Consider the following 25,325-nt stretch of genomic DNA (forward strand, 5'->3'; position numbering starts at 1 on the left):
ACGGCCCCCCTACCCCCCCCACACCCCAACACCCAACAACCCCACAACGACAAGCTTCCCGACCACCGCAGGCCGGACCCCCCGTGTGGGGCGGGGACTGCGCCACGACGGGGGTCGGACCGGAGTCCGGAGGGGGCGGCCACGGGACACGCCCCCGGGCCGGGCGCCTTACATCAGCGCCACGGCGAGCGCCTTGCGCGCCCGCAGCGAGGCCCGCTCGGCCCGCTGCTTGAGCTTGCGGGCACGGGCTACCCGGCCGACGACGCGTTGGTTCTCGGCCTCGTGCATCCTGTCTTGCATATGGGCACGGGCCAGGGATTCGTGGAGGAGTTGCATTTCGAGGATCCTGTTCTGGGTCTGACGTTCGGTGGCCTGCTCTGCGCGGGCGGTGGGATCGACGGCGGAGGGGTTCATGTCGTGGTCCTGCTCGTGGTGCTTGCTCGGGAACGGGATGCTGGCTGCGGCGTCGGCCTTGGCGGCGGCGATCCGCACGGATCGGCGGAGGACGCTGTCCAGCGGGGGCTGCTCTCCCCGACGGACGGTCCTGGCCTCGTGGGCGGGGTTCACGCCATGACCTCGGTCTTGCGCGGACGGCCACGGGGACGCTTGCGGGCCACGACGACGCCCTGGACGAACAGCTCGCCACCCCAGACGCCCCACGGCTCACGCCGCTCCAGGGCGCCGGCCAGGCAGGCGTCCTTCACCGGGCAGGTGCCGCAGAGGGACTTCGCGTACTCGACGTCGGCGGGCGTCTCGGCGAAGAAGACCTCGGGGTCGAAGGCGCGGCACGGGATGGGGAGACCGAGGGACTCGGCCTGCTCGATCGAGCTGAGCTGCATGGAAAGAACCTCCGGAGGGTCGGCCTGGTCGGCCTGGGTGATCTGGCTTGTCGGCGGTACGGACGGGGTGGGCGGTGTGATGACCGTGGACACTGTGGGCGTCTTCCTCGTCTTCTCAGTGGTTCCGGCCCAGGTGACTGGTGGTGCTGGGCCGGAGGCCCCGGAGGGCCTGGGTGGTCTTGCGTACCGGACAAAACAGAAGGGCCGCGGATCCCGGTGTGACGGGTTCCGCGGCCCTGGAGGTGCCGACCTGAGGGTGCTCAGGTTCGTTCTCTCCAGGGTTCAGGGCCGCGGGAGGCCTGCATCCGGATGGCCTTGGCGCCCGTAAAGGCGGCCATGGCCTGGTTAATCTGCTGCTCGTTCTGCTTCGGGGCGTTTCCGGCACCGATGACCCGCGCATAGCCGCCATGCATGGCGGCGGCTACTGCTGCCTTCGGTGCCTGGGTCGGTCGCTCGTCGCGCACGGGACGCGACGTGCCGACCGACGCCCAATCACGGGACAGACCGGTCTCGACAGAGGTCCCCTCGACGCTTCCACTGCCCGTGCAGCACAGGTCAGTCTGACCAAGGCCACTGACAGCGGAGACGACGCGGACACCCGTGGTGTCGAGACCCAGACCGGTTCCACCGAGTTCGGCGAGCGCCCGCAGACGGGCGGCGCGCAGGGAGGCAGCGACAACGGTCTGGCCAGTCATTTTGGTGATCATGATGTTTCCCACTGTCTTCGCCTCCTCTCGGCGTCTCGCGGAGCCTGGTCTCCCTGGCTCCGAATGTTCGGATGTCTGTCTCGGTAAAGCTCTCGGGCGAGGGGTATCGGCACAGGTTTCACCCCGTGCGACCTCGTCCCCTTGACCGCTCCGGCAGGCTATTGCGCTCCCGGTACGCGGCGCAAACTATTTTTCACGCGAGTTCTTCGGCACGTCACACGACGGGTTCCGAAGCCACCCGAGCGGTCCCCCGGACCGCACCCGGACCGGCTCAGGCCGGATCGACCGGACCGCCGTCCTCGACGTCGTCCGGATCCTCTTCGGGTTCCTCCCCCGCGCACAACGAGAGCACGTCGGCCCCGTACTTGTCCAGCTTCATCGCTCCGACCCCGGAGATGACGGCCAGCTCCTGGCGGTTGGCGGGCACGTCCTCGGCGATCGCCATCAGCGTGGCGTCGGTGAACACCACGTAGGCGGGCACGCCCTGCTTCTTCGCCTGCCGGGCCCGCCATTCGCGCATCCGCTCGTACAGCCCCTCGTCCATCGTGGACGGGCAGCTCTCGCAGCGGCGCAGCTTGCGTTCGACGGCCTCGGTGAGCACCTTCTCGCAGACCCGGCACTTGACCGGTCCGCGGACCCGTCGCGCGGCGGAGCGCTCGCCGGGCTCGACGCCCCCTCGCCCGCCCCGCGCGCCGGCGCGTGCGCCCGGCACGGCGGAGCCGGGGCGCAGCCCGTCCAGGAAGCGGCTGGGCTTGCGGGAGGCGCGGCCGCCCGGGGAGCGGGAAAGGGCCCAGGAGAGGGTGAGGTGCTTGCGGGCGCGGGTGACGCCGACGTAGAGGAGGCGGCGTTCCTCCTCGATCTGTTCGTCGGTCTTGGCGTAGATGATCGGCAGGGTGCCCTCGGTGAGGCCGACCAGGAAGACGGCGTCCCATTCGAGGCCCTTGGCGGCGTGCAGCGAGGCGAGGGTGACGCCTTCGACGGCGGGGGCGTGCTGGGCGGCGGCGCGGGCGTCGAGTTCGGCGACGTAGGCGGCGAGGTCGGTGCCCTGGCCGGCCGCGGCGCGGGTGCGCTCGAACTCCTCGGCCAGCCGGACGAGGGCGGCGAGCGATTCCCAGCGGTCGCGGACGGCGCCGGAGCCGGTCGGCGGTTCGGGGGTGAAGCCGCGGGCGGCGAGGACGGCGCGGACCTGGCCGGCCAGGTCGGGGGCGTCGTCGGTGAGCGGGTCGGAGCCGGCCCGGGCGGCGCCGCGCAGCAGGACGCCGGCGTCGCGGACCTCGGGGCGTTCGAAGAACCGTTCCGCGCCCTTGAGCTGGTACGGGACGCCGAGGTCGGCGAGGGCCTGTTCGTAGACCTCGGACTGGCCGTTGGTGCGGAACAGCACGGCGATCTCGCTGGCGCGCACCCCGGTGGCGAGCAGTTCCTTGATCCGGCGGGCGGTGGTCTCGGCCTCGGTGGGCTCGTCCTCGTACTCGGTGTAGACGGGTTCGGGGCCGGCTTCGCGCTGGGAGACCAGTTCGAGGCGGTGCCGGGCGGCCTCGCCGCGGGCCTGGGCGAGCAGTCCGTTGGCGAGGTGGACGACCTGGGGGGTGGAGCGGTAGTCGCGGACCAGTTTGACGACCGTGGCCTGGGGGTGGCGGCCGCGGAAGTCGAGCAGGTAGGCGGGGGTGGCGCCGGTGAAGGAGTAGATGGTCTGGCTGGCGTCGCCGACGACGCACAGGCTGGCGCCGCCGTCGGGGCCGGTCCACTGGTCGAGCAGGCGCTGCTGGAGGGGGGAGACGTCCTGGTACTCGTCGACGGTGAAGTGCCGGTACTGGGAGCGGACCTGGTCGGCGATGTCGGGGCGGTCCTCCAGGATCGCGGCGGTGAGCAGCAGGACGTCCTCGAAGTCGATGCTGCCGCGGCGGGTCTTGGTCTCCTCGTAGACGCGGTAGACCTGGGCGGTCTCGGCCGGGTCGCGGGGGGCGTCGCGGCCGGACTTGGCGACGGCGGCGGGGTAGTCCTCGGGGGCGAGCTGGGTGACCTTGGCCCATTCGATCTCGGCGGTGAGGTCGCGCAGTTCGGTGCGCTGGACGCGCAGGCCGCAGCGGCCGGCGGCTTCGGCGACCAGTTGGACCTTGCGTTCGAGGAGTTGGGGGACGGGGCCGCCGACGGCGCGCGGCCAGAAGTACTGGAGCTGGCGCAGGGCGGCGGCGTGGAAGGTGCGGGCCTGGACGCCGTCGGCGCCGAGCTGGCGCAGCCGGCCGCGCATCTCGCCTGCGGCGCGGGCGGTGAAGGTGACGGCGAGGACCTGCTGGGGGTGGTAGACGCCGCTGCGCACGCCGTAGGCGATCCGGTGGGTGATGGCGCGGGTCTTGCCGGTGCCGGCGCCGGCAAGGACGCAGACGGGGCCGTGCAGGGCGGTGGCGACGGCGCGCTGTTCGGGGTCGAGCCCGGCGAGCACGGCGTCGGGGCCCGTGGCGGTGCCGGGGTCGGCCCAGGGGGAGCCGGCGTGGGTGCCGTCGTGGGGGCTGCCGCTCAAGAGGTCTTCCTGCATGCGTTCCATCCTCTCAGTCCGGTGGGACAACCCGGGCGGAGTTGTCCACAGGCCTGGTGTGATCGCAGGATGATCACTCCGCGCGACGGTCGATGGCGCGCCGGAATGTCCGCCGCCCGGCGGGCGTTCCCTCCGGTGACCGTACGCACCCCTCTTTCCGAAGGAGCCCCCTCGATGTCCGGCACCGTGACGATGTACAGCACGACCTGGTGTGGGTACTGCAACCGCCTCAAGAGCCAGCTGGACCGTGAAGGCATCGGCTACACCGAGATCAACATCGAGGAGGACCCTGCGTCGGCGTCCTTCGTCGAGTCGGTGAACAACGGCAACCAGACCGTTCCGACGGTGCTGGTGACGCCGGCGAGCGGTGGCGAGCGGGTCGTGATGACCAACCCGAGCCTGATCCAGGTCAAGAAGGCCCTGGCGGCCTGAGTCCGCTGGGCCGGGTCCGGGTCCGTCCGGAGCCGGCGCGCGTCATGGCGCGTCGGCCCGGGCCGGGTCGACGGGCGCGGCGGGGGCGGGCAGGCTGGTGCGGGCGCCGAGGTCGCCGATGCCGTAGACGAGCCGGCTGCGGTCGGCCGAGTAGCGGGTCTCGATGACCCGGACGGGCCCGCGCCGGTCGTAGGTGACGCGGGTCTGCACCATGAGCGGCACGCCGGGGCCGCCCTGGAACCACTGGGCCTCCTCGGGGCCCGGCATGCGCGCGACCAGGTGGTCGACGGCGCCGATCTCGGTGCGTCCGAGGGTGGCGAGCACCGCCTCGTCGCCGCCGTCGACGGGGTCGGGTTCCATCAGCGGGGTGCCGGCGGCGAGGCCGGCCCGGTAGTGGCTCTCCTCGATGGAGTACGGCTCGCGGTCGAGCAGGCGCAGCTGGCGGCGGACGACGATGGCCTCACCGGGGCGCAGTCCGAGCCGTTCGGCGATGTCCACCCGGGCCCGGACGATCATCATCTCGAAGTCGGTGCTGAGTTCCCGCCCGGCTTCGGCGGCCTCGCCGAGGTAGGCGGCGGAGGGTGCGGCGAGGCAGTCGCGGGGGGCCGGGGGCAGGGTGGGCCCGTAGGCGTGGTGGTCCAGGACGGGGTGCTCGCGCAGGTAGGTGCCCTTGCCCTGGAGGCGGACCAGGCGGCCTTCGTTGACCAGGACGTCGACGGCGAGCCGGACGGTGTTGCGGGCGACGCCGTACTGGCGCTCCAGTTCGCTCTCGACCGGCAGGGCGGCGTCGGCGGTGAACTCGCCTTCGGCGATCCGTCGGCGCAGGTCGGCGGCGAGGCGCTGGTATTTGGGGGATTGGGCGGTGCCCCGGGGGATTGTCACCCTGGTGAATGTAGCGAGCGCGGCGAGGGGGTTTCAGCCGTTTCCGGCAATATCGTCCGTGCGGGTTGGTCGCGCGCCCCCGGACCCGCTACCCGGTAGCAGAACTGGCCCGTCCGAACACGAACAGACGGGAGTGGGGAATTCCGGAAGGGCTCGGAAAGGGAAAAGGGGGCGCATGGAATTGACCACGCGCCCCCGTGCAGGACCCTTCACGAGGGCCCCTTTCCCGCGGGACTGCCGAACGGCGGGACTGCCGAACGGCGGGACTAGCGAACGGCGGGACTAGCGAACGGCTGGACTACCAGCGCGCCGCCGAGGGCAGCGGCTCCCCGTACCAGAGCTCGACCAGGTGCCGGGCGATCGAGATGCCCGACGGCGGCAGGATCTCCCCCGCCTCCATCCCGGCCCGCAGCTCCTCGCGGGAGAACCAGCGCGCCTCGGCCAGCTCCTCGCCGTCCACGGTGATCTCGGTGCCGCCGGGCAGCGCCCTGCCCTGGAAGCCGAGCATCAGGCTGGACGGGAACGGCCAGGGCTGACTGGCGACGTAGTGCACCTCGCCGACCCGGACGCCCGCCTCCTCGTGCACCTCGCGGGCCACCGCCTGCTCGATCGACTCCCCCGGCTCGACGAAGCCGGCCAGCGTCGACCAGCGGCCCTCCGGCCACAGCGCCTGGCGGCCGAGCAGGCAGCGGTCCTGCTCGTCGGTGATCACCATGATCACCGCCGGGTCGGTGCGCGGGTAGTGCTCGGCCGCGCAGGAGGTGCAGCGCCGCACGTGCCCGGCGCCGGCCTTCTCGGTCGGGTGCCCGCAGCGCGAGCAGAAGCTGTGCAGCCGGTGCCAGTGCTCCAGCGCCACCGCGTGCACCAGCAGCCCGGCGTCCCGGTCGGACAGCAGCCCGCCGACCTCGCGCAGCCCGGCCGGACGGGCGTCGCCGTCGAGGCGCCCGGGCAGGCTCTCGCCGGCCAGCGCGAAGTAGGAGACGCCGTCCTCGTCGGTGCCCAGGAAGTACCGGTCCCCGGTCTGCGGCGCCTCGAAGGAGGGCAGCAGCACGAGTTCGGTGCCCTGCGCGGTGTCGACCACGAACGCCTCGCCGCCGGCGATCGGCAGGACCCTGGTGTTCGGGTGGCTCCAGGCGGCCGCCAGCCAGGGCTCGTCGAAGCGGTGCTCGGCCGCCCGGTCCACCCCGGACCGGGCCAGTGCCAGGTGCAGCGGGCGCTCGGTCTCAGGCACGGTGCTCACGTCTGTTCCATCCCCATGTGGTGAATCATCCGGATGAGTGATCTGGCTGCCATGGTGCGCTCGGCGGGGCTCATGCCCCCGGCCGGAAGTTCTCGGCCAGGTCGCCCCAGAGGTACGCGGCGGTCTCCACACCCTTGGCCAGCAGGTCCAGCTCGACCTTCTCGTTGACCGAGTGCCAGCCGTCCGAGGGCACCGAGATGCCGAGGAACAGCACCGGCGCGCCCAGCACGTCCTGGAGGTCGGCGGCGGGGCCGGAACCGCCCTCGCGGGTGAAGAGGATCTTCTGCTCGAAGGCCCGTCCCATCGCGCGGACGGTGGACTGGAGCGCCGGGTGGTCCAGCGGGGTCAGGCAGGGCCGGGTCGCGCCCGGGAAGACCAGCTCGTACCGGACGCCCTCGGGCACCTGCTCGGCCACCCAGGCGCGGACGGCGTCGCGGACCTTCTCCACCTCCTGCCCGGCGACCAGCCGGAAGGACAGCTTGAGGTGCGCCGAGGCGGGGACGATGGTCTTGCCGCCGGGGCCGGTGTAGCCGCCCCAGATGCCGTTGACCTCCGCGGTCGGACGGGCCCAGATCCGCTCCAGGGTGGAGTAGCCGGCCTCGCCGCGGGTGCCGTACGACTTGGCGACCTTCAGCCACTGCTCCTCGTCGAAGGGCAGCTCGGCGAACAGCTCGCGCTCACGCTCGGTCAGTTCGATGACGCCGTCGTAGAAGCCCGGGATCGCGACCTTGCGGTCGCCGTCGTGCAGGGCGGCGGCCATCTCGGCCGCGACCTGGGCCGGGTTGGGGACGGCACCGCCGAAGGAGCCGGAGTGGATGTCGGTGTCCGGCCCGTACAGGTCGACCTGGGCGTCGGCCAGGCCGCGCATGCCGGTGCAGACGGTCGGTGTGGTCGCGGACCACATGCCGGTGTCCGAGATGACGACCACGTCGGAGGCCAGCCGCCCGGCCTCGCGCCGGACCAGGTCGGCGAAGTGCGGCGAGCCGGACTCCTCCTCGCCCTCGATCAGCAGCTTGAGGTTGACGGCCGGCGAGGTGCGGCCGGTGGCGGCCAGGTGGGCGCGCACGCCCAGGGTGTGGAAGAACACCTGGCCCTTGTCGTCGGCGGCGCCGCGCGCGTACAGCCGGCCGTCGACCACGGTCGGGGTGAACGGCTCGGTCTCCCAGCCGTCCTCCTTCGCCGCGGGCTGCACGTCGTGGTGCCCGTAGACCAGGACGGTCGGCGCGGCCGGGTCCCCGGAGGGCCACTCGGCGAACACCGCCGGAAGCCCGTCGGTCTCCCACACCTCGGCCACCGGGAAGCCGGTCTCGCGCAGCTTGGCGGCGAGCCACTCGGCCGAGCGCCGCACGTCGCCGGACCGGGCCGGGTCGGCGGAGACCGAGGGGATGGTGAGCCACTCGGAGAGGTCGGCGAGGAAAGCGGCCTGGTGCTGGGCGATGTAGGAGCGGACGGCGCTGTCCGGGGTTTTCGTCATACCGACGACTGTAGTTCGCCGGTGCGCCTGCCCGCCCCGGCCGTCCGGCTGCCGGGCCCCGTCGGGGCTGTAACCTCCGTCACCCCCGCTCCCCCGTCGCCCCCGCGAGCCCCATCGCTCCCGCGCCCCGTCGTCCCCGGAAGCCCGCCACCCCCGCCGCCGGGAACGGCGGACGGGGGTGGCGGACGAGCGGCGGACGAGCGGCGGAGCCGGGTACGGGACGCGGGTGCGGGCCCCGGGACGGAACCCGGCGCGGGCCTCAGCCCGAGCGGCGCAGCAGGGTGATCCGGGAGCGGGTCATCAGGGCCGCGAGGGCGGCCGCGAGGAGCGGCAGCAGCACCACGGTGGCGGCGATGACGGGCCACGGGAAGACCAGGATCGTACTGTTGGCGATCTCCTTGGCGCTCATTCCGGGGTGGCCGCCCGCCGCGGCCTGGACCTTGCGCAGCGCCACTCCGGGCACCAGGCCGCTGACCACGCCGAGCAGAGCGCCCATGGCGGCGATCACGCCGCACTGGAAGCCGGACAGCGAGCGCCTGATGCGGGGTTCGGCGCCGACCGCCGCGAGGGTGGTCAGGTCGCGCTGGGAGTCGGCGGCGGCCAGTCCGGTGGCGATGCCGGCCGCGCCGAGGGCGACGAGCGCGGCGAAGACGTTCAGGCCGAGCTGGATCAGGTCGGTCCGGCTCTGGTAGCCGCGTTCGACCTCCAGCACGTCGTGGCTGCTGAGTTTGTCCAGTGCGCCGGCGGCCTTCTGCTGGGCCTTGTCGGTGGGCGCGGCCGCGGGCAGCCAGACCGAGCCGGCCGGGACGGTGTGGAAACCGAGCCGGGCGGCGGTGTCGTGGCTGATCATGGCCATGGCCGCGGCCGGCACGGTGGCGTCGGCGACCACCGCGTCCACGGTGATCTCGGTGCGGGCGGGCTTGCCCTGCGCGGGCGAGGACGGGGACTGGGCGGAGGGGAGGGTCACCTGGAGGATGACCTTGCCGTCCTTGACGTAGCGCGGGTCGAAGACCACGGCCTTGCCGGCGGCGAGGCCCTGGGCGGAGCCCTGGTCGGTGGCGCCGTAGAGGTTGCGCAGCAGGCTCGCGTCGCCGGCCGACAGCGTGGGGAAGCGGATGCCCCGTTGGTTGGTGATCCGGCAGCGCTTGTCCTCGCGCACGATCCGCTCGCGCTCCTCGGGCGAGGAGTTGTCGTCCGCGTCGAAGACGGGGCAGCGCTGTTCCTTGGGCAGTTCGACGCTGATGTAGCCGCAGAAGGCGCCTTCGACGCAGTCGGCCGTGGGGTCGACGCGGTGGACGTCGGCGCGCTGGCCGAGTTCGGGGATGCTGCGTTCGACGGCCTCGCGCATCTGCGGCAGCATCTTGCCGTCGGGGCCGTCCATCCAGCCGTTGCCGAGCATGACGGCGCCGGCCGGGCCGGAGGGTGCGTAGTCGCGGCGCTGCTGCTCGTCGTTGCTGGCCACGTAGACGCTGACGGCGACGGAGCCGGCGACGGCGGCCATCACGGCGGCGACGGCGGGCGCGGTGCGGCCGCGGTGGCGGACCGAGTCGCGCAGGGCGAGCCGGGGGCCGAGCGGGAGCAGGCCGCCGAGTCGGCCGAACAGTCCGACCAGGTAGGGCACGAGGGCGACCATGCCGAGTTCGGCGACGGCGGAGCCGCCGAGGACGGCGAAGCTCCTGTTGCCGATGCCGCTGGTGGCCCCGTACAGGGCGAGGGCCGCGCCGACGACGAGCATCAGCAGGCCGACGAGGGCGAGCTTGCGGCTGGGCGGCTTGAGGGTGTCACGGCCGGTGAGCGCGGCGACGACGTCCTGGCGGGAGGCCTGGACGGCGGGCACGACGGCGGCCAGCAGTCCGGTGGCGAGGCCGACCAGGAGGATGCCGAGCAGGTCGAGCGGCGGCAGGGCGAAGTGGCCGAAGCGCTGGCCCGCGGACTCCTCGGCGTTGGTGCGCAGCAGGGCGACCAGGCCGATGCCGAGGCCGAGGCCGACGGCGGCGCCGGTCAGGCCGAGGACGATGCCTCCGCCGAGGACGACGGCGCGGACGTTGGCGCGTTCTCCGCCGGCGGCGGCGAGCAGTCCGAGCTGGCGGCGGGAGCGGCGGGCGCCGACGGCGAAGGCGGGGCCGGCCAGGAGGACGATCTCCAGCAGCGCCATGCCGGCGACGGTGGCGAGGGCGACGATGTCGGTCCGGTCGAAGTAGTTGGTCGACGGACCGCCGCGCTGCCGCAGCTCGGCGTAGTAGGGGACGTCGGCGCGGGCGGGCGGGTTCGCGAGGACGGCGCGTGAGGTGACCTGGAAGCCGTGCTCGTTGAGTTCCTTGACCTTCGGCCAGTCGATGGTGGCGCCGGCCGGGAGCTTGACCAGCCAGCGGCTGGGCTCGTCGCCGCCCTTCGCGGTGCCGGCGGAGCCGTTCGACGGCTTGGGGAGCCGGCCGAGCAGGGTGCCGGGGCGGGCGGTGATCTCGGTGGCGCTCAGTTCGCCGGGGTACTCGTAGACGCCGGTGATGGTGAAGGGGCTGGCTTCCAGGCCTCGGACGGCGGTCTTGTCGCCGATCTTGAGCCCGGAGCGCTTGAGGAAGTCCCGGGTGACGGCGGCTTCGGTGTCGGCGGCGGGGGCGCGGCCCTTGACCAGGTCGATCCGGCCCCGCCAGACCGGGTCGGTGAGGTCGGCTTCGCTGACCCGGGCGTTGAGCAGGCCTTCGGTGCTGCTCGCGGCGGTGTAGGGGCCGGAGAGTTCGGGGACCAGGACGGCGCCGGCCGGGAGCAGCCCGCGGGCCAGGTCGGCGGGCGGGGTGTCGAGGGCGCGCCGTTGCGCGGGGGTGTACTTGGGGGCTTCGCCGTTCTTGGCGTCTTCCTTGGGGTCCTTGAGGCTGAATCCGTTGTCGGGGTCGGGGGCCTGGGTGACGGAGGAGCCGCGTTCGACCATGTGGAGTTCGCCGGCCGCTTGGCCCATGAGCCGTACGGTGCGTTCGGTGGTGGTGAGTTCGGCGCTGCGGAAGACGACGTCGGCGCCGGTGACGCCGAGGACGGGCAGCGCGACCATGGCGATGACGAGGGCGCTGCGGCCCTTGGCGCGCAGGGCGTCGCGGCGGGCGATGCGCAGGGCGACCCGCCAGGCGCTGAGCTTCACTCGTCCACCTTCAGGCTGTTGCCGGCGGCACTGACGAGCAGGCTGGCGGCGTCCTGGCTGGTGGACTCGTCGACCATGCGGCCGTCGCGCAGGAAGACGACGCGGTCGGCCCAGGCGGCGTGCCGGGCCTCGTGGGTGACCATCATGGCGGCGGCGCCGGCGTCGCAGCGGGCGCGCAGCACGGCGAGGACGGCTTCGCCGGTGGTGGAGTCGAGGGCGCCGGTGGGTTCGTCGGCGAGGACCAGGCGGCGGTCGCCGATCAGGGCGCGGGCGATGGCGACGCGCTGTTGCTGGCCGCCGGACATGTCGTCGGGGAAGCGGTCGGCGAGTTCGGGGATGCCGAGTTCCTGGAGGGCGGCGAGCGCTTCGCGGCGGGCGGCGCGGGTGGACAGCCCGTCGAGTTCGCGGGGCAGCGAGATGTTCTCGGCGGCGGTGAGCGCCGGTATCAGGTTGTAGTCCTGGAAGACGTAGCCGACGGAGCGGCGGCGGACCTGGGCGAGTTTCTTGCGGGTGAGGTCGCCGAGGGCGACGCCCTCGACCAGGACCCGGCCGCCGCTCGGGGTGTCCAGGCCGCCGGCCAGGGTGAGCAGGGTCGACTTGCCGGAGCCGGAGGGGCCCATGACGGCGACGAACTCGCCGGGGTGGACCTTGAGGTCGATGCCGCGCAGGGCTTGGACCTCGGCGGCGCCGTGGCCGTGGACGCGGGTGACGTTCTCCAGGTGGAGCACCGGCGTCTGCCTGGACGGTTCGGTGTGGGACATGGTTCCCCCCTTGTGCTGGGTGTGGGCCCGGGGTCGGGACCGGGCCTGGTGGTTCGGGTGCCGGGGTTCAGGCGCGCAGGCGGCGGCCGCGCTTGGCGGGCGCGGCGCCGTCGCGGGCGGCCTCGGCGGTGCGGGCCTGCCGGAGTTCGGCCTGCTGGGCGAGCCGGGTCTCGCAGTGGTCGAGCCAGCGGATCTCCGCTTCGGTCTGGAAGATCAGTTGGTCGAGGACGAGCAGCCAGGCGAGGTCGTTGCTCTCGGAGGGCGTGACACCGGGGTCGGACTCGCCCGCGAGGGCGCGGCCCTTGAGCCGGGTGTAGTCCTGGAGCGCTTTGATGCTGTGCCGGCGCTGGCCCTGGACGACGGCGGAGACGTCCACTCCGGGGACGGTCACCGCCATGGCGAGCTTGATCGCCAGTTCGTCGCGCGGGGGGTTGGTCCGGGGCACCGGGGTGTCGAACCAGTTCCGCAGTTCGGCGCGGCCGGCGTCGGTCACGGCGTAGAACTGGTGGCCTTCGTCGTCCTCCCCCGCAGCCTCGACCAGTCCGTCGCGTTCCAGTCGCGACAGTGTGGTGTAGACCTGCCCGACGTTGAGCGGCCAGGTGGCGCCGGTGCGCGCCTCGAACTCGGTGCGCAGCTGGTAGCCGTAGCGCGGGCCCTGGTCGAGCAGGGCGAGCAGACCGTGACGGATGGACATACCGAGTATGTATACCCGGTATGCACCTCCGTCTCAAGCCGGGCCCCCCTCCCCCGGCGACCGGGTACCGTCATGCGGTGTGAGCCAGTTGCGCATCGCCACCTTCAACCTGTTGCACGGCCAGCCGCTCGCCCCGGACGGCGCCCCGCGGCCCTACCCACCGGACGCCGGCGGCCCGCTGGCCGAGGCGGTGGCCGCCCTGGACGCCGACGTGCTGGCGCTCCAGGAGGTGGACCGGCACCAGTCGCGCTCGGGCGGCACCGACCAGGCGGCGGTGGCGGCCGCGGCGATGGGCGCCGGGAACTGGCGCTTCGCCGCGGCGCTGCACGGCCGCCCGGCGCCGGTGGCCGGCTGGATGCCGGAACCCGGCGCGCCGAGCGGCCTGCGGGTGTACGGACCGGGCGAGGTGGGCGACGGCGCCCCGCCCTCGTACGGGACGGCCCTGCTGACGAGGCTTCCGGTGCGGCACTGGCGGGCCCGGCGGTTCGCCCCGGCGCCGTTCGGGCTGCCGCTGCGGGTGGCCGGGCGGCGCGGGCTGACGCCGGTGCCGGACGAGCCCCGGGCCGCGCTGGCGGCCGTCCTGGAGGGCGAGCGCGGCCCGTTCACCGTGGTGGCGGCGCACCTGTCCTTCGTGCCCGGCTGGAACATGGCGCAGCTGGCCGGCATCCGGCGCTGGATCGCCGACCTGCCGCGGCCGTACCTGGTGCTGGGCGATTTCAACCTGGTCGGCGCGGTGCCGCGCACGGTGCTCGGCGGGGCGACGGCGCTGGAGCGCGGCGCGCCGAGGGCGCGGGTGCGCGAGCTGCGCGCGGCCCGGCGGGCCCGGCCGGTGCTGGCCGAACCGCGCCGGCGCCGGGTGCGCGAGCCGCGCGCCCGGCTCCAGGGCTGGTACGACCTGGCGCGCACCCCGACCTATCCCTCGCACCGGCCGGCGGTGCAGTTCGACCACGTGCTGGCGATCGGGGTGCCGCGCGCGGCGGTGGGCCCGGCGGCGGCGCCGCGCGCGGCGGTGTCGGACCACCGGCCGCTGCTGGTCGAGGTGTCCCTGTAGCGCCCTTCGGCGCTGTCGGGTCCTGGACCTATCGGCGGGTCAGGACACCGGCCTGGTGCGGGAGTTGGACGGAGTTCACGAGCCGGTCGCCGCCCGCGCCGAGGGCGGGTGGCGGGTCGAACTGGAGGAGCAGCATGGCCGCGTCGTCGCCGAGCTGGCGTCCGACGTGGCGCACCACGTCCTCGTGCAGGCGCTGCAGGACGTCGGCCGGGCGGCCGTCGGCGCAGCGCGGGAAGCGTTCGGCGAGCGGGTAGAAGACGCCGGCGCGGTTGCGGGCCTCGATCACCCCGTCGGTGAACAGCAGGACCCGGTCCTCGCCCTGGAGCAGGATCCGGTGCACCGGCGGGCGGACGTCGGCCGGGTCGAGGACGCCCAGCGGCGGTACGGTCTCGGCGAGTTCGAGCGGGTGGACGTCGCCGCCGCGCAGCAGCAGCGGGGCGGGGTGGCCGCAGTTGACGATCTCCGCGGTGCCGTCGGGGCGGACGCCGATCAGCGCCAGGGTGACGAACTCCTCCTCCACGCCGGGGTGGTCGTTCTCGTGCAGGGCGCGGTCGAGGCTGTCGGCCAGCCAGCCGGCCACTCGGTCGAGGGAGGGTTCCTGGTGGGCGGCTTCGCGGAAGGCGCCGAGCACGGCGGCCGCGGTCTCCACCGCGCCGAGCCCCTTGCCGCGGACGTCGCCGATCACGGCCCGGACCCCGTGCCGGGTGTTGACCACTTCGTAGAGGTCTCCGCCGATCCGGGCGTGGGCGGCGGCGGCCTCGTAGTGGACGGCCGCCCGGACGGTGCCGACGCGTTCGGGGACGGGCCGCAGCAGGACCCGGCGGGCGATCGAGGCGACGAGCTGGGCGTCGGCCAGGGCCCGTTCCTGGCGCAGTCTCAGGGTGGCGCTGACCCAGCCGATCGTGGCCACGAGCAGGATCGCGAAGACGCTGGCGACGTGCACGGACTCGTCGAGGGTGTCACTGCGGAAGGCCATCAGGAAGGCGGCGGCCTCGGTGCCGAGGCCGATGGCGAGCGGGTACCAGGTGCGGCGGCTGACCACGGCGGCCAGCGCGGGGACGGCGGTGAGGGCCGGTTCGACGGTCACCTCGGTGCCACTGAGGTAGTCGAGGGCGACGATCAGCACCATGCCGATGAACGGCAGCGCCAGCGCCGTCCTCGGCCAGGTGCCGGTCGCGCGCGGAGCGGGGCCCGGGGTCGGCCCGGTGAAGCGCTCTCTGATCCATCCGGTCGCGCTCAACTTCGGTCTCTCCAGCAGAAGACGCCGATGCCCAGGGGGCACCTGCGGTGATGACTGAGGGTTAGGGAATGCGGGCCTCGCTGGCGGCCGGAGCTCGGGGGTTGACCGGTTACCGACCCCACAATAGGCGCGAAACGTGCATGACGCACAGGTTTCGGGCACTGGCGTGATGACTTGGATGCTCTGCGTGACTCAATAGTCACTGTTCCCGATCAGAAGCCGTTCCAACTCTTTTCGGGCGGGAAGTCCTGCCGGACGCACGATCCGGCCGCTGCGGACGTACAGGAACGAGGCGGTGACCTGCTCGGGGTCGACGCCCACGTGCTCGGCCCAGGCCAGCCGGTAGACCGCGAGCTGCAACGGGTCGGCGGTCTCCTCCCGGTGGGTCTTCCAGTCCACCACTTCGTAGCGTGACCCACCACCGGATTCCGACAACCCGTCATCTTCCCGGTAGACCGCGTCGATGCGCCCCCGCACCACCCGGCCCGCCAGCACCAGCTGGAACGGCGCCTCCACCCGGTGGGGCTTGCGCTGGGCGTACGGGGTGCGCAGGAACGCCTCCTTGAGCCGCTCCAGATCCCGCTCGTCCTCGATGCCGTCGTCGTCGGCGCCGGGCAGCGCGCCGGGCTCGACCAGCAGCAGCGGCTCGATCCGGGACTGCACCCAGGCGTGGAAACGGGTTCCGCGCCGGGCCGCGGGCTGCGGGGGCCGCGGCACCGGACGGGCCAGGTCGTGGGCGAAGCCGTCCGGGTCTGCGGCCAGCCGCAGCAGCTGGGTGGCGGAGAGCGCGGCGGGCAGCGGCACCTCCCGGGCGGTGCGCCGGGAACGCTCCAACTCGCCCAGCAGCGCGGTCAGATCGCGGTCCCAGGAGGCCACCTGGCGCTGGTCCTCGGGGGCCATCTCCTCGGGCTCGGCGGCCGGTGCCCCGGCGAGACGGGCGCGCACCACCTCGGCGACCCGGCGGCGGGCGTGCTGGGCCGCCGGGTCCAGCGGCAGCGGCCAGGGGCGTTCGACCGGGGCGGCCAGCGCCGGGTTCTCGGCGCCCTTCTCCGGCTGCTCGGCCCAGTGCTCGACCTCGCCCGCGCCGGGCCGCTCGCAGTGCTCGCGCAGCGCCTCCAGGAAGGCGGACGGGCCGCGAACGGTCTTCTGGCTCGGGCCCCACCAGTGCCCGGAGGCCAGCAGCAGCGAGCGGGGCCGGGTGAACGCCACGTAGCCCAGGCGCAGTTCCTCGGTGCCGGAGTGCTCGGCCAGCTCCTTGCGGAACGCCGTCATCGACTTCCCGGTCCACCCGCCGCGCACGTCGGGCAGGGTTCCGGAGTCGCCGCGCAGGGCGTGCGGGAGCACGCGCTTGGTGCTCGTCCAGCGTTCGCGCGGGCTGGACGACGGGAACGCGCCCCGCACCAGGCCGGGGACGGCCACCACGTCCCACTCCAGGCCCTTGGACTTGTGCGCGGTCAGCACCTTCACGGTGTCCTCGCCGCCGGGCAGGCTGCTGTCCAGGCCGCGCTCGTACTCCTGGGCGGCGCGCAGGAAGCCCAGGAAGGCGGCCAGGCCCGGGTCCCCGTCGAGGTCGGCGAAGGAGGCGGCGACGTCCAGGAAGGCGTGCAGGGTCTCCCGCCGCCGGGCGGCCAGGGCGCGCGGGGAGGCGGCGAGTTCGACCTCCAGGCCGGTGACGGACAGCACCCGGTGCAGCACGTCCATCAGCGGGTCGGCGAGCGAGCGGCGCAGCTCGCGCAGTTCGGCGGCGAGCCGGGCGAGGCGCACCCTGGCCTCGGCGGAGAACGGCAGGTCGTCGGGCTGGTCGCGCTCCTCACCGGTCGGGGATGTCAGGAAGGTCTCCACCGCGTCGGCCAGCGAGACCACCTCGGTCGGGTCGGCCTCGGCGACGGCCGCGGCCAGCGCCTCGACGTCCCCGCCGCGGTCGGTCCGGACCAGGTCGGCGGCCCGGCGGCCGAGCAGCGCGAGGTCCCGCGGGCCGATCCGCCAGCGCGGGCCGATCAGCAGGCGCACCAGCGCGGCGTTGGCGGTCGGGTCCTGCAGCACCTCGCAGACCGCCACCAGGTCGGCCACCTCGGGCAGTTGCAGCAGCCCGCCGAGGCCCACCACCTCGACCGGCACCTCCCGGGCGACCAGCGCGGCGTGGATGTCCGGGAAGGCCGCGCCGCCGCGGCACAGCACGGCGATCCGGCCGGGCGCGGTGCCGGTGCGCACCAGGTGGGCGATCGAGTCGGCCAGCCAGTCGATCTCCTCGGCGTGGGTGGGCAGCAGCGCCGCCCGGACGAAGCCGTCCTGTTCGGCGCCGGGGGCCGGGCGCAGCGCCTCGACGCCCTCGTGCATCTCCCGCAGCGGGGCGGCGAGCTCGTTGGCGAAGGCGAGCAGGCGGCCGCCGCTGCGGCGGTTCTCGCTGAGCGCGTAGCGGTCGGCGGGGCGGCCGTCGGCCTTGGGGAAGTGCCGGGGGAAGTCGTCGAGGTTGGCGACGGAGGCGCCGCGCCAGCCGTAGATCGCCTGGCAGGGGTCGCCGACGGCGGTCACCGGGTGGCCGCCGGTGCGGGCGCCGCCGGCGGGGGCGCCGTCGGGTCCGGCGCCGTCGGCGGGGGCGTCCTCCGGTCCGGCGCCGAAGAGGCCGGCCAGCATCAGCCGCTGGGCGACCGAGGTGTCCTGGTACTCGTCCAGCAGCACCACCTTGAACTGGCCGCGCAGCAGCTCGCCGACCTCGGGGCGCTGCTGGGCCAGGCGGGCGGCGGCGGCGATCTGGTCGCCGAAGTCCATCAGCCCGGCGGAGCTCTTGCGCCGCCGGTAGTCCTCGACCAGGCGCAGCAGCTCCAGCCGGGCCCGGGCGGTGGCCGGGACGGCCCGCAGGTCGTCGTTGGTGAGCTTGACGGTGGCGAGGGTGTCCAGCAGTCGTTCGTCGAAGTCGCGCAGGGTCTGCGGTTCGACGAGGTGCTCGGCGAGTTCGCCGTCCAGCGCGGTCAGGTCGGCGACCAGGTTGGCGAAGGTGCCGGTGAGCGCGGGGAACGGGCCGCGGGCGGTGCGCAGCACCTTGGCGGCGAGCTGGAAGCGGGTGGCGTCGGCGAGCAGCCGCACGTCCGGTTCGATGCCGATCCGCAGGCCGTGCTCCTTGAGCAGGCGGCCGGCGAAGGCGTGGTAGGTGGAGATCTCCGGGTCGCCGACCGGTTCGGCGGCGTCCCGGTCGCCGACGCGCCCCCAGCCTTCGGCCGGGGGGACCCCCAGCCCGCAGACCCGCAGGGCGGCGCGGACGCGTTCGGCGAGTTCGCCGGCGGCCTTGTTGGTGAAGGTGAGGCCGAGCACCTCCTCGGGCCGTACCGCGCCGGAGCCGACCAGCCAGACGACCCGGGCGGCCATCACGGTGGTCTTGCCGGAGCCGGCGCCGGCCACGATCACGGCCGGCTCCAGGGGGGCGCCGATGGCCGCCATCTGCTCCCGGTTGAACGGGATCCCCAGCAGCTCCTTGAGCTGGTCGGGATGGCTGAGCACGGCGGTCACCACGCAACGGTAACCGGAGCGACGGACAATCCCCGCCCGCCGGCCTCACTCCACCAGTTGCGCACCGTCGCGCTGGGCGGAGCAGCTGCGGCGGAAGGAGCAGCGGTCGCAGCCGCCGCCGGTCTGCGGGACGAAGCGTTCGGCGAGGACCTTCCCGGCCGCGTCGGCGAGCAGGTTCTCGATCCACGGCTCGCCCTCGGGCGGCTCCTGGCGCTGCACCTTGGGGGCGTCCTGGGCGGCCTTGGCGGCGGGCTCGCGCAGGTGGACGAGTTCGGCGCCGCCGGTGTCCGGTGCCGTCCCGTCGAAGCCGGGCAGCTCGTTGAGGGCGCCGGCCCGGACGGCGAGCTGGTAGACGGCGAGCTGCTTGTGCTCGGGCAGCGACTTGTCGGTGGGTATCTGCTTGCCGGTCTTGAAGTCGACGACGTAGGCGCGGCCGGTGCTGTCCTTCTCCACCCGGTCCATCGAGCCGCGGATGCGGACCTGGACGCCGCCGACGTCGAGGGTGACGTCGAAGCCGTGCTCGGTGGCGACCAGGTCCCGGCCGCGTTCCAGGACGTGCCAGTTGAGGAAGCGCTCCAGGGCGGCGCGGGCCTCGGTCCTCTCCTGCTGGGACTTCCAGGGCGCGTCGAAGGCCAGCGCGTCCCAGACGGTGTCCAGCCGTTCCATCAGGACGGCGAGGTCGGCGGGGGTGCGGCCGGAGCCGACCTCGTCGGCGAGGGCGTGCACCACGTTGCCGAAGCCCTGGGCGGCGGAGCCGGCGCCGCGTGCCTTGACCTCCTTGTCCAGGAACCACTGGAGGGAGCAGTTCTCCAGCTGTTCCAGGCCGCTGCCGGAGAGCCGGACGGGGGCGTCGGCGCCGCGCAGCGGTTCGGGGGCGGCGGTCGGGTCGTCCAGGCCCCACCAGCGTTCGGGGTGGGCGGCGGGCACCAGTGGCAGCCCGTCCTCGTCGGTGGCGGCGGCGAGGGTGGCGAGGCGTTCGGCGGCGGCGCGGCGCAGTTCGGGCGAGCGGGCGGGGTCGACGGTGACGGCGCGCAGTTCGGCGACCAGCGCGGCGACGGACAGCGGGCGGCGCGGGCGGTGGGTGACGTCCTCGACGGTGACCGGCGGGGTGCGGCGCACGGTCCTGCCGGTGGCGGGGTCGACGTCCTCGCGGTAGAGCTCGCGCAGGAAGCGGGAGGGTTCGTCGCCGTCGTCGGCGGGGGCCTTCACGGCGGTGACGATCAGCCGTTCCTTGGCGCGGGTGGCGGCGACGTAGAACAGCCGGCGCTCCTCGCCGAGCAGGGCGCCCGGGGAGAGCGGTTCGGCGAGGCCGTCGCGGCCGATCCGGTCGGCTTCGAGGAGGGAGCCGCGGCGGCGCAGATCGGGCCAGAGGCCGTCCTGGACGCCCGCCACCACGACCAGGCGCCACTCCAGGCCCTTGGAGCGGTGGGCGGTCATCAGCCGGACGGCTTCGGGGCGGACGGCGCGGACGGTGAGGGTGTCGGCGGCGATGTCCTGGGCTTCGAGTTCGGCGAGCAGGTCGAGGGCGCTGCGGTGGCCGGTGACCTGTTCCTCGGCGCGGGCGGCGGTCTCGAACAGGGCGCACAGCGCGTCCAGGTCGCGGTCGGCGTTGCGGCCGGCCGCGCCACCGCGCAGGGCGGCCCGTTCCAGGCGTTCGCGCCAGCGGCGGCTGCCGTCCCAGAGCTCCCAGAGCGCCTCCTCGGCGGTGCAGCCGCCGGCCAGCAGCTCGCGGACCTTGCGCAGCAGGGTGCCGAGGTCCCGGGCGCGGCGGGCGTACGCGGGGTCGAGGGCGACGAGCCGCTCGGGTTCGGCGAGGGCCTCGCGGATGAGTTCGTCGGCCGGGCGGGGGGCGGTGGTCGCCCGGCCGTCGGCGCGCAGCGCGGCGCGTTCCTCCTCGCGCAGGGCGCGGCCGAGGCGGCGCAGGTCGGAGCCGTCGAGGCCGCCGAGCGGGCCGGTGAGCAGGGCGTGGGCCAGGTCGGTGGTGAGCGGGTCGGGGGCGTCCGGGTCGCCCTGCTTGTCGCGGGCGGCGAGCTGGGACGCCTGTTGGGCGCAGACCCGCAGGGCGAGCAGCAGGTGGGCGACGGCCGGTTCCTCGCGTAGTGGCAGGTCGTCGCCGTCGATCTCCAGCGGGACGCCGGCGGCGCCCAGGGCCCGCCGCACGCCGGGGATGGAGCGGGCGCCGGCCCGGACCAGGACGGCCATCTCGCCCCAGGGGACGCCGTCCTCCAGGTGGGCGCGGCGCAGCAGGTCGGCGATCGAGTCGAGTTCGGCGCCGGGGGTCGGATAGGTGTAGACCTCGACCCGGCCGCCCTCGCGGGAGGGCAGCAGGGAGCGGTGCTGGGCGAGTTTGTCGGCGGGCAGCCGGCCCATCGGCATCCGGCGGGCGACTTCGCGGGAGGCGGCGAGCAGGACGGCGCCGGAGCGGCGGGAGACCCGCAGGACCTTGACCTCGGCGGGGGTTCCGTCGGCCTGCCGGAAGGTCTGCGGGAAGTCGAGGATGCCGTTGATGTCGGCGCCGCGGAAGGCGTAGATCGACTGGTCCGGGTCGCCGACGGCGACGAGGTCGCCCCCGCCGCCGGCGAGCCGGCGCAGCAGTCGGACCTGGGAGGGGTCGGTGTCCTGGTACTCGTCGACGAAGACCACCTCGTAGCGGCGCCGCAGCTCCTGCCCGACCTCGGGGCGTTCGGCGAGCAGCACGGCGCGGTGGACGAGTTCGGCGTAGTCGAGGACGCCGCGCAGGTCGAGGACGTCGAGGTAGTCGGCCAGGAAGTGGGCGGCGGCGGCCCAGTCGGGGCGCTGGACGCCGTGGGCGAAGCGTTCCAGTTCGGCCTCGCCGAGGCCGAGCTCGCGGCTGCGGGCGAGGACGGCGCGGACCTCGTCGGCGAAGCCGCGGGTGGTCAGGCAGGCCCGCAGGTCCAGCGGCCAGGCGATCCGGCCCCGGCCCCGTTTGGCGTCCTCGGCGCCGCCGGCGAGCAGTTCGCGGACCATGACGTCCTGTTCGGGGCCGGAGAGCAGCCGCAGCGGTTCGGCGTAGTCCTCCGGGTCCTGGTGGGCGCGCAGCAGGGCGTAGCAGAAGGAGTGGAAGGTGGTGGCCTGCGGGGCGGCGGCGGTGCTGCCGAGGCGGCCGGACATCCGGTCGCGCAGTTCCATCGCGGCCTTGCGGCTGAAGGTGAGGACGAGGATCCGCTCGGGGTCGGTGCCGTCGGCGATCCGCCGGGCGACGGCTTCGACGAGGGTCGTGGTCTTGCCGGTGCCGGGGCCGGCCAGGACCAGCAGTGGTCCGCCGGGGTGTTCGACCACGGCGCGCTGGTAGGCGTCCAGCGCGGGCGGGTCGGGCTGGACGAGCGGGCTGCGCACGAGCCGGTAGGGGGAGGTCACGAACTTGGTCCCGGGGTCGAACAGGCATGGCTGGGCGGGCCCGCGAGAGGCCCGCCCGCATCGAGCCTACGATCCTGCCCCGTCAATCCGGTCCGCGCGGCGGTTTCCGCTCACTCACCGTCCCAGCGGGCGTGCGTGAGGTCGACCCGGACCGGGTCGGCGAGTTCGCGCAGCGGGGTGCCCTCCTCGCCGTAGTGGGCGAGGGCGCGCTGTTCGTGTCCGGGCAGCAGGCGGCCGTCGGCGCGGATCACCCGCCACCAGGGCACCGAGCCGCCGTACAGGGCCATCACCCGGCCGACCTGCCGGGGGCCGCCCTGGCCCAGGTACTCGGCGACGTCGCCGTAGGTCATCACCCTGCCGGGTGGAATCCGCTCGGTCAGGTCGAGCACCAGTTCGGCGAAGGGTGGCAGGGCATCCGGGAGGCCGTCCTCTGTCGCGTCCGTCACCTGGGGCATTCTTCCCCACGGGGGCGCGTCCGGGGCCCCGTGCGAACGATTCGCCGCGCCCGATCCGCCCCCTGTCCCGCACGGGGAGCCGGAGCATGCCACCATCTTCCGGGGCGGTGAGTGGTGATACGAGGACAACAAGACCAGATGACCGGGACGGCTGACGTGGGCGTGGACAAGGACTCCGACGAGTCCGCCGCCGCCGTGCCCCCGGCTCCCGGCGACGAGGGTGAAGGCCGGCCCGGACCGGGGCCGACGCCGGAAGTCTCCCTGATCAAGGACCGGATGATCAAGACCCCCGCCCCCGCGAAGACCCCCACCCCGGAGCCCGCCGCCCCGGAGCCGTCGGCGAAGGAGCCTCCCACCGCCCCGGAACCCCCCGCCCAGGAGCCTCCCGCCCCGGAGCCCGCCGAGGCGCCCGAGCTCCACGGCGACGACCACGACCCGCTGGACGACGCCCCGCACCTGGACGTCGACGAGCCGCTGCTCGCCGCCCGCGCGCACCGCCCGTCCGACCTGATCCGCTTCCTGGCCGGTGTCCTCGGCATCGTCGCCGTCTTCGTCCTGGCCGGCATCGCCACCTCGACCACCACCGGCATCGAGCAGGACATCGCCACCAACGCGCCGCACTTCTCCGCGGTGTTCTCCACCATCACCGGCCTGCTCTCCAGCGTCGCGGTGCTCGCGGTGCCGCTGGCCTTCGCCGTCGAGCGGCTGATCAAACGCGACGGCCTGCGGGTCGCCGACGGCGTGCTCGCCTCGGTGCTGGCGTACGGCGTCTCGCTCGGCATCGACTGGTGGGTGGCCGAAGGCGCCTCCCCGCACATCCGGGACGCCCTGACCAGGCTGCCGCTGGACAGCAACGGCAGCCTCACCGATCCGGTGCACGGCTACCTCGCCCCGGTGATCGCCTACATGACCGCCGTCGGCATGTCGAGCAGACCGCGCTGGCGGGTCGCCCTGTGGGTGGTGGTGGTCTTCAGCGGGGTCACCGAGCTGCTCGGCGGCTACACCACCCCGATGTCGCTGCTGCTCACCGTGCTGATCGGCTGGTCCGTCGCCTACGGCACGCTGTACGCGATCGGCTCCCCCAACATCCGGCCCACCGGCCAGCACCTGATGATCGGCCTGCGCAAGGTCGGCTTCACCCCGGCCGGCGCCGTCCGCGCCCCCGACGCCCCCGGCGGCACCCGCCGCTACCACGTCACCCAGCAGGGCGGCCCCCCGCTGGACGTGCACATCATCGACCGCGAGCAGCAGGCCTCCGGCTTCTTCTACCGGGCCTGGCGGCGGCTGCGGCTGCGCTCGGTGGCCGTCCGCCGCAGCCCCCAGTCACTGCGCCAGGCCCTGGAGCAGGAGGCCCTGATCGCGTACGCGGCGGCCGCCTCGGGCGCCCGCGCGCCGCAGCTGGTCGCCACCTCCGAGCTCGGCCCGGACGCCGCGATCCTGGTCTACGAGAACCTCGACGGCCGCACCCTCGACGAGCTGGCCGACGAGGAGGTCACCGACCCGGTGATGGCCTCGATCTGGCAGTCGGTGGCCGCCCTGCACGAGCGCCGGATCGCCCACCGCCGGCTCACCGGCGAGTCACTGCTGGTGGTGGACGAGCGGACCGCCTGCCTGGTCAACCTCTCCGGCGGCGACATCGCCGCCACCGACCTGACCCTGCGGATCGACGTCGCCCAGCTGCTCACCACCTTCGCGCTGCGGATCGGCCCGGAGCGGGCCGTGGCCACGGCCAACGCCGTGCTGGGCGCCGAGCGGGTGGCCCAGGCTCTGCCGCTGCTCCAGCCGGTCGGGATGAGCCGCTCCACCAGGGTCGACCTGGCCAAGCTCACCAAGGAGCGCAAGGCCGCCGCCCGGGCCCGGGCGCTGGAGCAGGTCGCGGCCGGGGAGCGCACCCAGGAACAGGCCGAGGAGGACATCGCGGCGGCCGGCGAGGACCTGCTGAGCCGCATCCGCGGCCAGATCCTCCAGATCGCCCCCGAGGCCCCGATGGCCCCGGCCAAGCTGGAGCGGCTGAAGCCGAAGAGCCTGATCATGGTGATCGCGCTCACCTTCGCCGCCTACCTGGCCCTGACCACCATCAAGCCGGCCCAGCTCAAGCTCTCCCAGATGAACTGGGCCTGGGCCGCGGCCGCCCTGCTCGCCGCCGCCTTCAGTTACGTCGCCGCCGCGATGAGCCTGACCGGTTTCGTCCCGGAGAAGCTGCCGTTCCGGCGCACCGTCGCCGCCCAGCTGGCCGGCTCCTTCGTCAAGCTGGTCGCCCCCGCCGCGATCGGCGGCATCGCGCTCAACACCCGCTACCTCCAGAAGGCCGGCATCCGCTCCGGCCAGGCGGTGGCCTCGGTCGGCGCCTCCCAGCTGGCCGGCCTGGCCGGGCACCTGCTGCTGCTGTTCAGCTTCGGCCTGATCACCGGCAGCCAGACCAACGGCGACCTCTCCGCCTCCCGCGCGGTGATCATCGGCGTGCTCACCGCCGCCGTGCTCGCCCTCGTGGTGGCCGCCGTCGCCCCGCTGCGCCGGTTCGTGCTGGGCCGGCTGCGCTCGCTGTTCTTCGGCGTGGTGCCGCGGATGCTCGACCTGATGCAGACGCCCAGCAAGCTGGTCACCGGCTTCGGCGGCATCCTGCTGCTGACCCTCTCCTTCACCGCCTGCCTGGACTTCTCGGTGCAGGCCTTCGGCGGCGACGTCAGCTTCTCGGCCGTCGCCGTGGTCTTCCTGACCGCCAACGCGGCCGGCTCGGCGATCCCCACCCCCGGCGGCATCGGCCCGGTCGAGGTCGCCCTGATCGGCGCCCTGACCGTCGCGGACGTCTCCCCCACCATCGCCACCCCGGCCGTCTTCCTCTACCGGGCCCTCACCTTCTGGCTGCCGGTGCTGCCGGGCTGGATCTCCTACAACGTGCTCCAGCGCAAGAAGGCCCTCTGAGCCCCGTCCGCAAGCCCCGGAAGACAGACGAAGGAGGGCCCGCCGTTGCGGCGGGCCCTCCTTCCGTGTCCGTCTTCCAGGAC

General features: G+C 74.1%; 17 protein-coding genes. 3 read left to right on the plus strand and 14 right to left on the minus strand.

What is annotated here, in order from left to right; genetic code table 11:
* Positions 1-168: 168 nt before the first annotated feature.
* The 4 genes from ACFRMQ_RS16260 to ACFRMQ_RS16275 form a co-directional block, all read right to left on the minus strand.
* Positions 169-492, minus strand: a complete 324-nt coding sequence (locus ACFRMQ_RS16260) for a hypothetical protein (protein ID WP_380731105.1) — start codon at positions 490-492, stop codon at positions 169-171.
* A gap of 71 nt (positions 493-563) precedes the next feature.
* Positions 564-932, minus strand: coding sequence for a WhiB family transcriptional regulator (locus tag ACFRMQ_RS16265; RefSeq protein ID WP_380731106.1), 369 nt, complete (start codon positions 930-932; stop codon positions 564-566).
* 167 nt (positions 933-1,099) lie between these two features.
* Entirely contained in the window at positions 1,100-1,546 is a 447-nt protein-coding gene (locus tag ACFRMQ_RS16270) for a hypothetical protein (RefSeq protein WP_380731107.1), read from the minus strand.
* 271 nt (positions 1,547-1,817) lie between these two features.
* Positions 1,818-3,986, minus strand: coding sequence for an ATP-dependent DNA helicase UvrD2 (locus tag ACFRMQ_RS16275; protein ID WP_380731121.1), 2,169 nt, complete (start codon positions 3,984-3,986; stop codon positions 1,818-1,820).
* A gap of 267 nt (positions 3,987-4,253) precedes the next feature.
* Between ACFRMQ_RS16275 and ACFRMQ_RS16280 the strand changes: the two genes are divergently transcribed.
* Positions 4,254-4,511, plus strand: a complete 258-nt coding sequence (locus ACFRMQ_RS16280; RefSeq protein ID WP_380731108.1) for a mycoredoxin — start codon at positions 4,254-4,256, stop codon at positions 4,509-4,511.
* A 42-nt stretch (positions 4,512-4,553) separates the two neighbouring features.
* Here the strand turns inward: ACFRMQ_RS16280 and ACFRMQ_RS16285 are convergent, their stop codons facing one another.
* From ACFRMQ_RS16285 to ACFRMQ_RS16310, 6 genes are all read right to left on the minus strand, one after another.
* The gene (locus ACFRMQ_RS16285) at positions 4,554-5,393 is read right to left on the minus strand and encodes a GntR family transcriptional regulator (RefSeq protein ID WP_380731109.1); all 840 of its coding nucleotides are present in this window, start codon (positions 5,391-5,393) and stop codon (positions 4,554-4,556) included.
* Between the two features lie 298 nt (positions 5,394-5,691).
* Positions 5,692-6,633 (minus strand): NAD(+) diphosphatase, encoded by a 942-nt coding sequence (gene nudC, locus ACFRMQ_RS16290; protein ID WP_380731110.1) that lies wholly within the window; start codon positions 6,631-6,633, stop codon positions 5,692-5,694.
* A 70-nt stretch (positions 6,634-6,703) separates the two neighbouring features.
* A complete protein-coding gene (locus ACFRMQ_RS16295; RefSeq protein WP_380731111.1) occupies positions 6,704-8,107 on the minus strand; it encodes a dipeptidase in 1,404 nt (467 codons plus the stop codon).
* Between the two features lie 259 nt (positions 8,108-8,366).
* Positions 8,367-11,237 carry an ABC transporter permease gene (locus ACFRMQ_RS16300; RefSeq protein ID WP_380731112.1) on the minus strand — a complete coding sequence of 957 codons (2,871 nt, stop codon included), beginning with the start codon at positions 11,235-11,237 and terminating at the stop codon, positions 8,367-8,369.
* Positions 11,234-11,998 (minus strand): ABC transporter ATP-binding protein, encoded by a 765-nt coding sequence (locus ACFRMQ_RS16305; RefSeq protein WP_380731113.1) that lies wholly within the window; start codon positions 11,996-11,998, stop codon positions 11,234-11,236. Before ACFRMQ_RS16305 ends, ACFRMQ_RS16300 begins: the two co-directional genes overlap by 4 nt.
* 67 nt (positions 11,999-12,065) lie before the next feature.
* Complete coding sequence (locus ACFRMQ_RS16310) at positions 12,066-12,692, minus strand: PadR family transcriptional regulator (protein WP_380731114.1); 627 nt, start codon at positions 12,690-12,692, stop codon at positions 12,066-12,068.
* Between the two features lie 79 nt (positions 12,693-12,771).
* Between ACFRMQ_RS16310 and ACFRMQ_RS16315 the strand changes: the two genes are divergently transcribed.
* Positions 12,772-13,743, plus strand: coding sequence for an endonuclease/exonuclease/phosphatase family protein (locus ACFRMQ_RS16315; RefSeq protein ID WP_380731115.1), 972 nt, complete (start codon positions 12,772-12,774; stop codon positions 13,741-13,743).
* Between the two features lie 28 nt (positions 13,744-13,771).
* Here the strand turns inward: ACFRMQ_RS16315 and ACFRMQ_RS16320 are convergent, their stop codons facing one another.
* From ACFRMQ_RS16320 to ACFRMQ_RS16335, 4 genes are all read right to left on the minus strand, one after another.
* The gene (locus ACFRMQ_RS16320) at positions 13,772-14,983 is read right to left on the minus strand and encodes a PP2C family protein-serine/threonine phosphatase (RefSeq protein ID WP_380731116.1); all 1,212 of its coding nucleotides are present in this window, start codon (positions 14,981-14,983) and stop codon (positions 13,772-13,774) included.
* A gap of 192 nt (positions 14,984-15,175) precedes the next feature.
* Entirely contained in the window at positions 15,176-18,487 is a 3,312-nt protein-coding gene (locus ACFRMQ_RS16325) for a UvrD-helicase domain-containing protein (RefSeq protein WP_380731117.1), read from the minus strand.
* A gap of 45 nt (positions 18,488-18,532) precedes the next feature.
* A complete protein-coding gene (locus tag ACFRMQ_RS16330; protein ID WP_380731118.1) occupies positions 18,533-21,865 on the minus strand; it encodes an ATP-dependent helicase in 3,333 nt (1,110 codons plus the stop codon).
* 110 nt (positions 21,866-21,975) lie between these two features.
* Positions 21,976-22,320, minus strand: coding sequence for an MGMT family protein (locus ACFRMQ_RS16335; protein ID WP_380731119.1), 345 nt, complete (start codon positions 22,318-22,320; stop codon positions 21,976-21,978).
* 138 nt (positions 22,321-22,458) lie between these two features.
* Here ACFRMQ_RS16335 and ACFRMQ_RS16340 point away from each other — a divergent pair, with 138 nt between their 5' ends.
* A complete protein-coding gene (locus ACFRMQ_RS16340; protein WP_380731120.1) occupies positions 22,459-25,242 on the plus strand; it encodes a flippase-like domain-containing protein in 2,784 nt (927 codons plus the stop codon).
* Positions 25,243-25,325 lie beyond the last annotated feature (83 nt).

The organism is Kitasatospora sp. NPDC056783 (assembly GCF_042789895.1).
Classification (GTDB): Bacteria; Actinomycetota; Actinomycetes; order Streptomycetales; family Streptomycetaceae; genus Kitasatospora.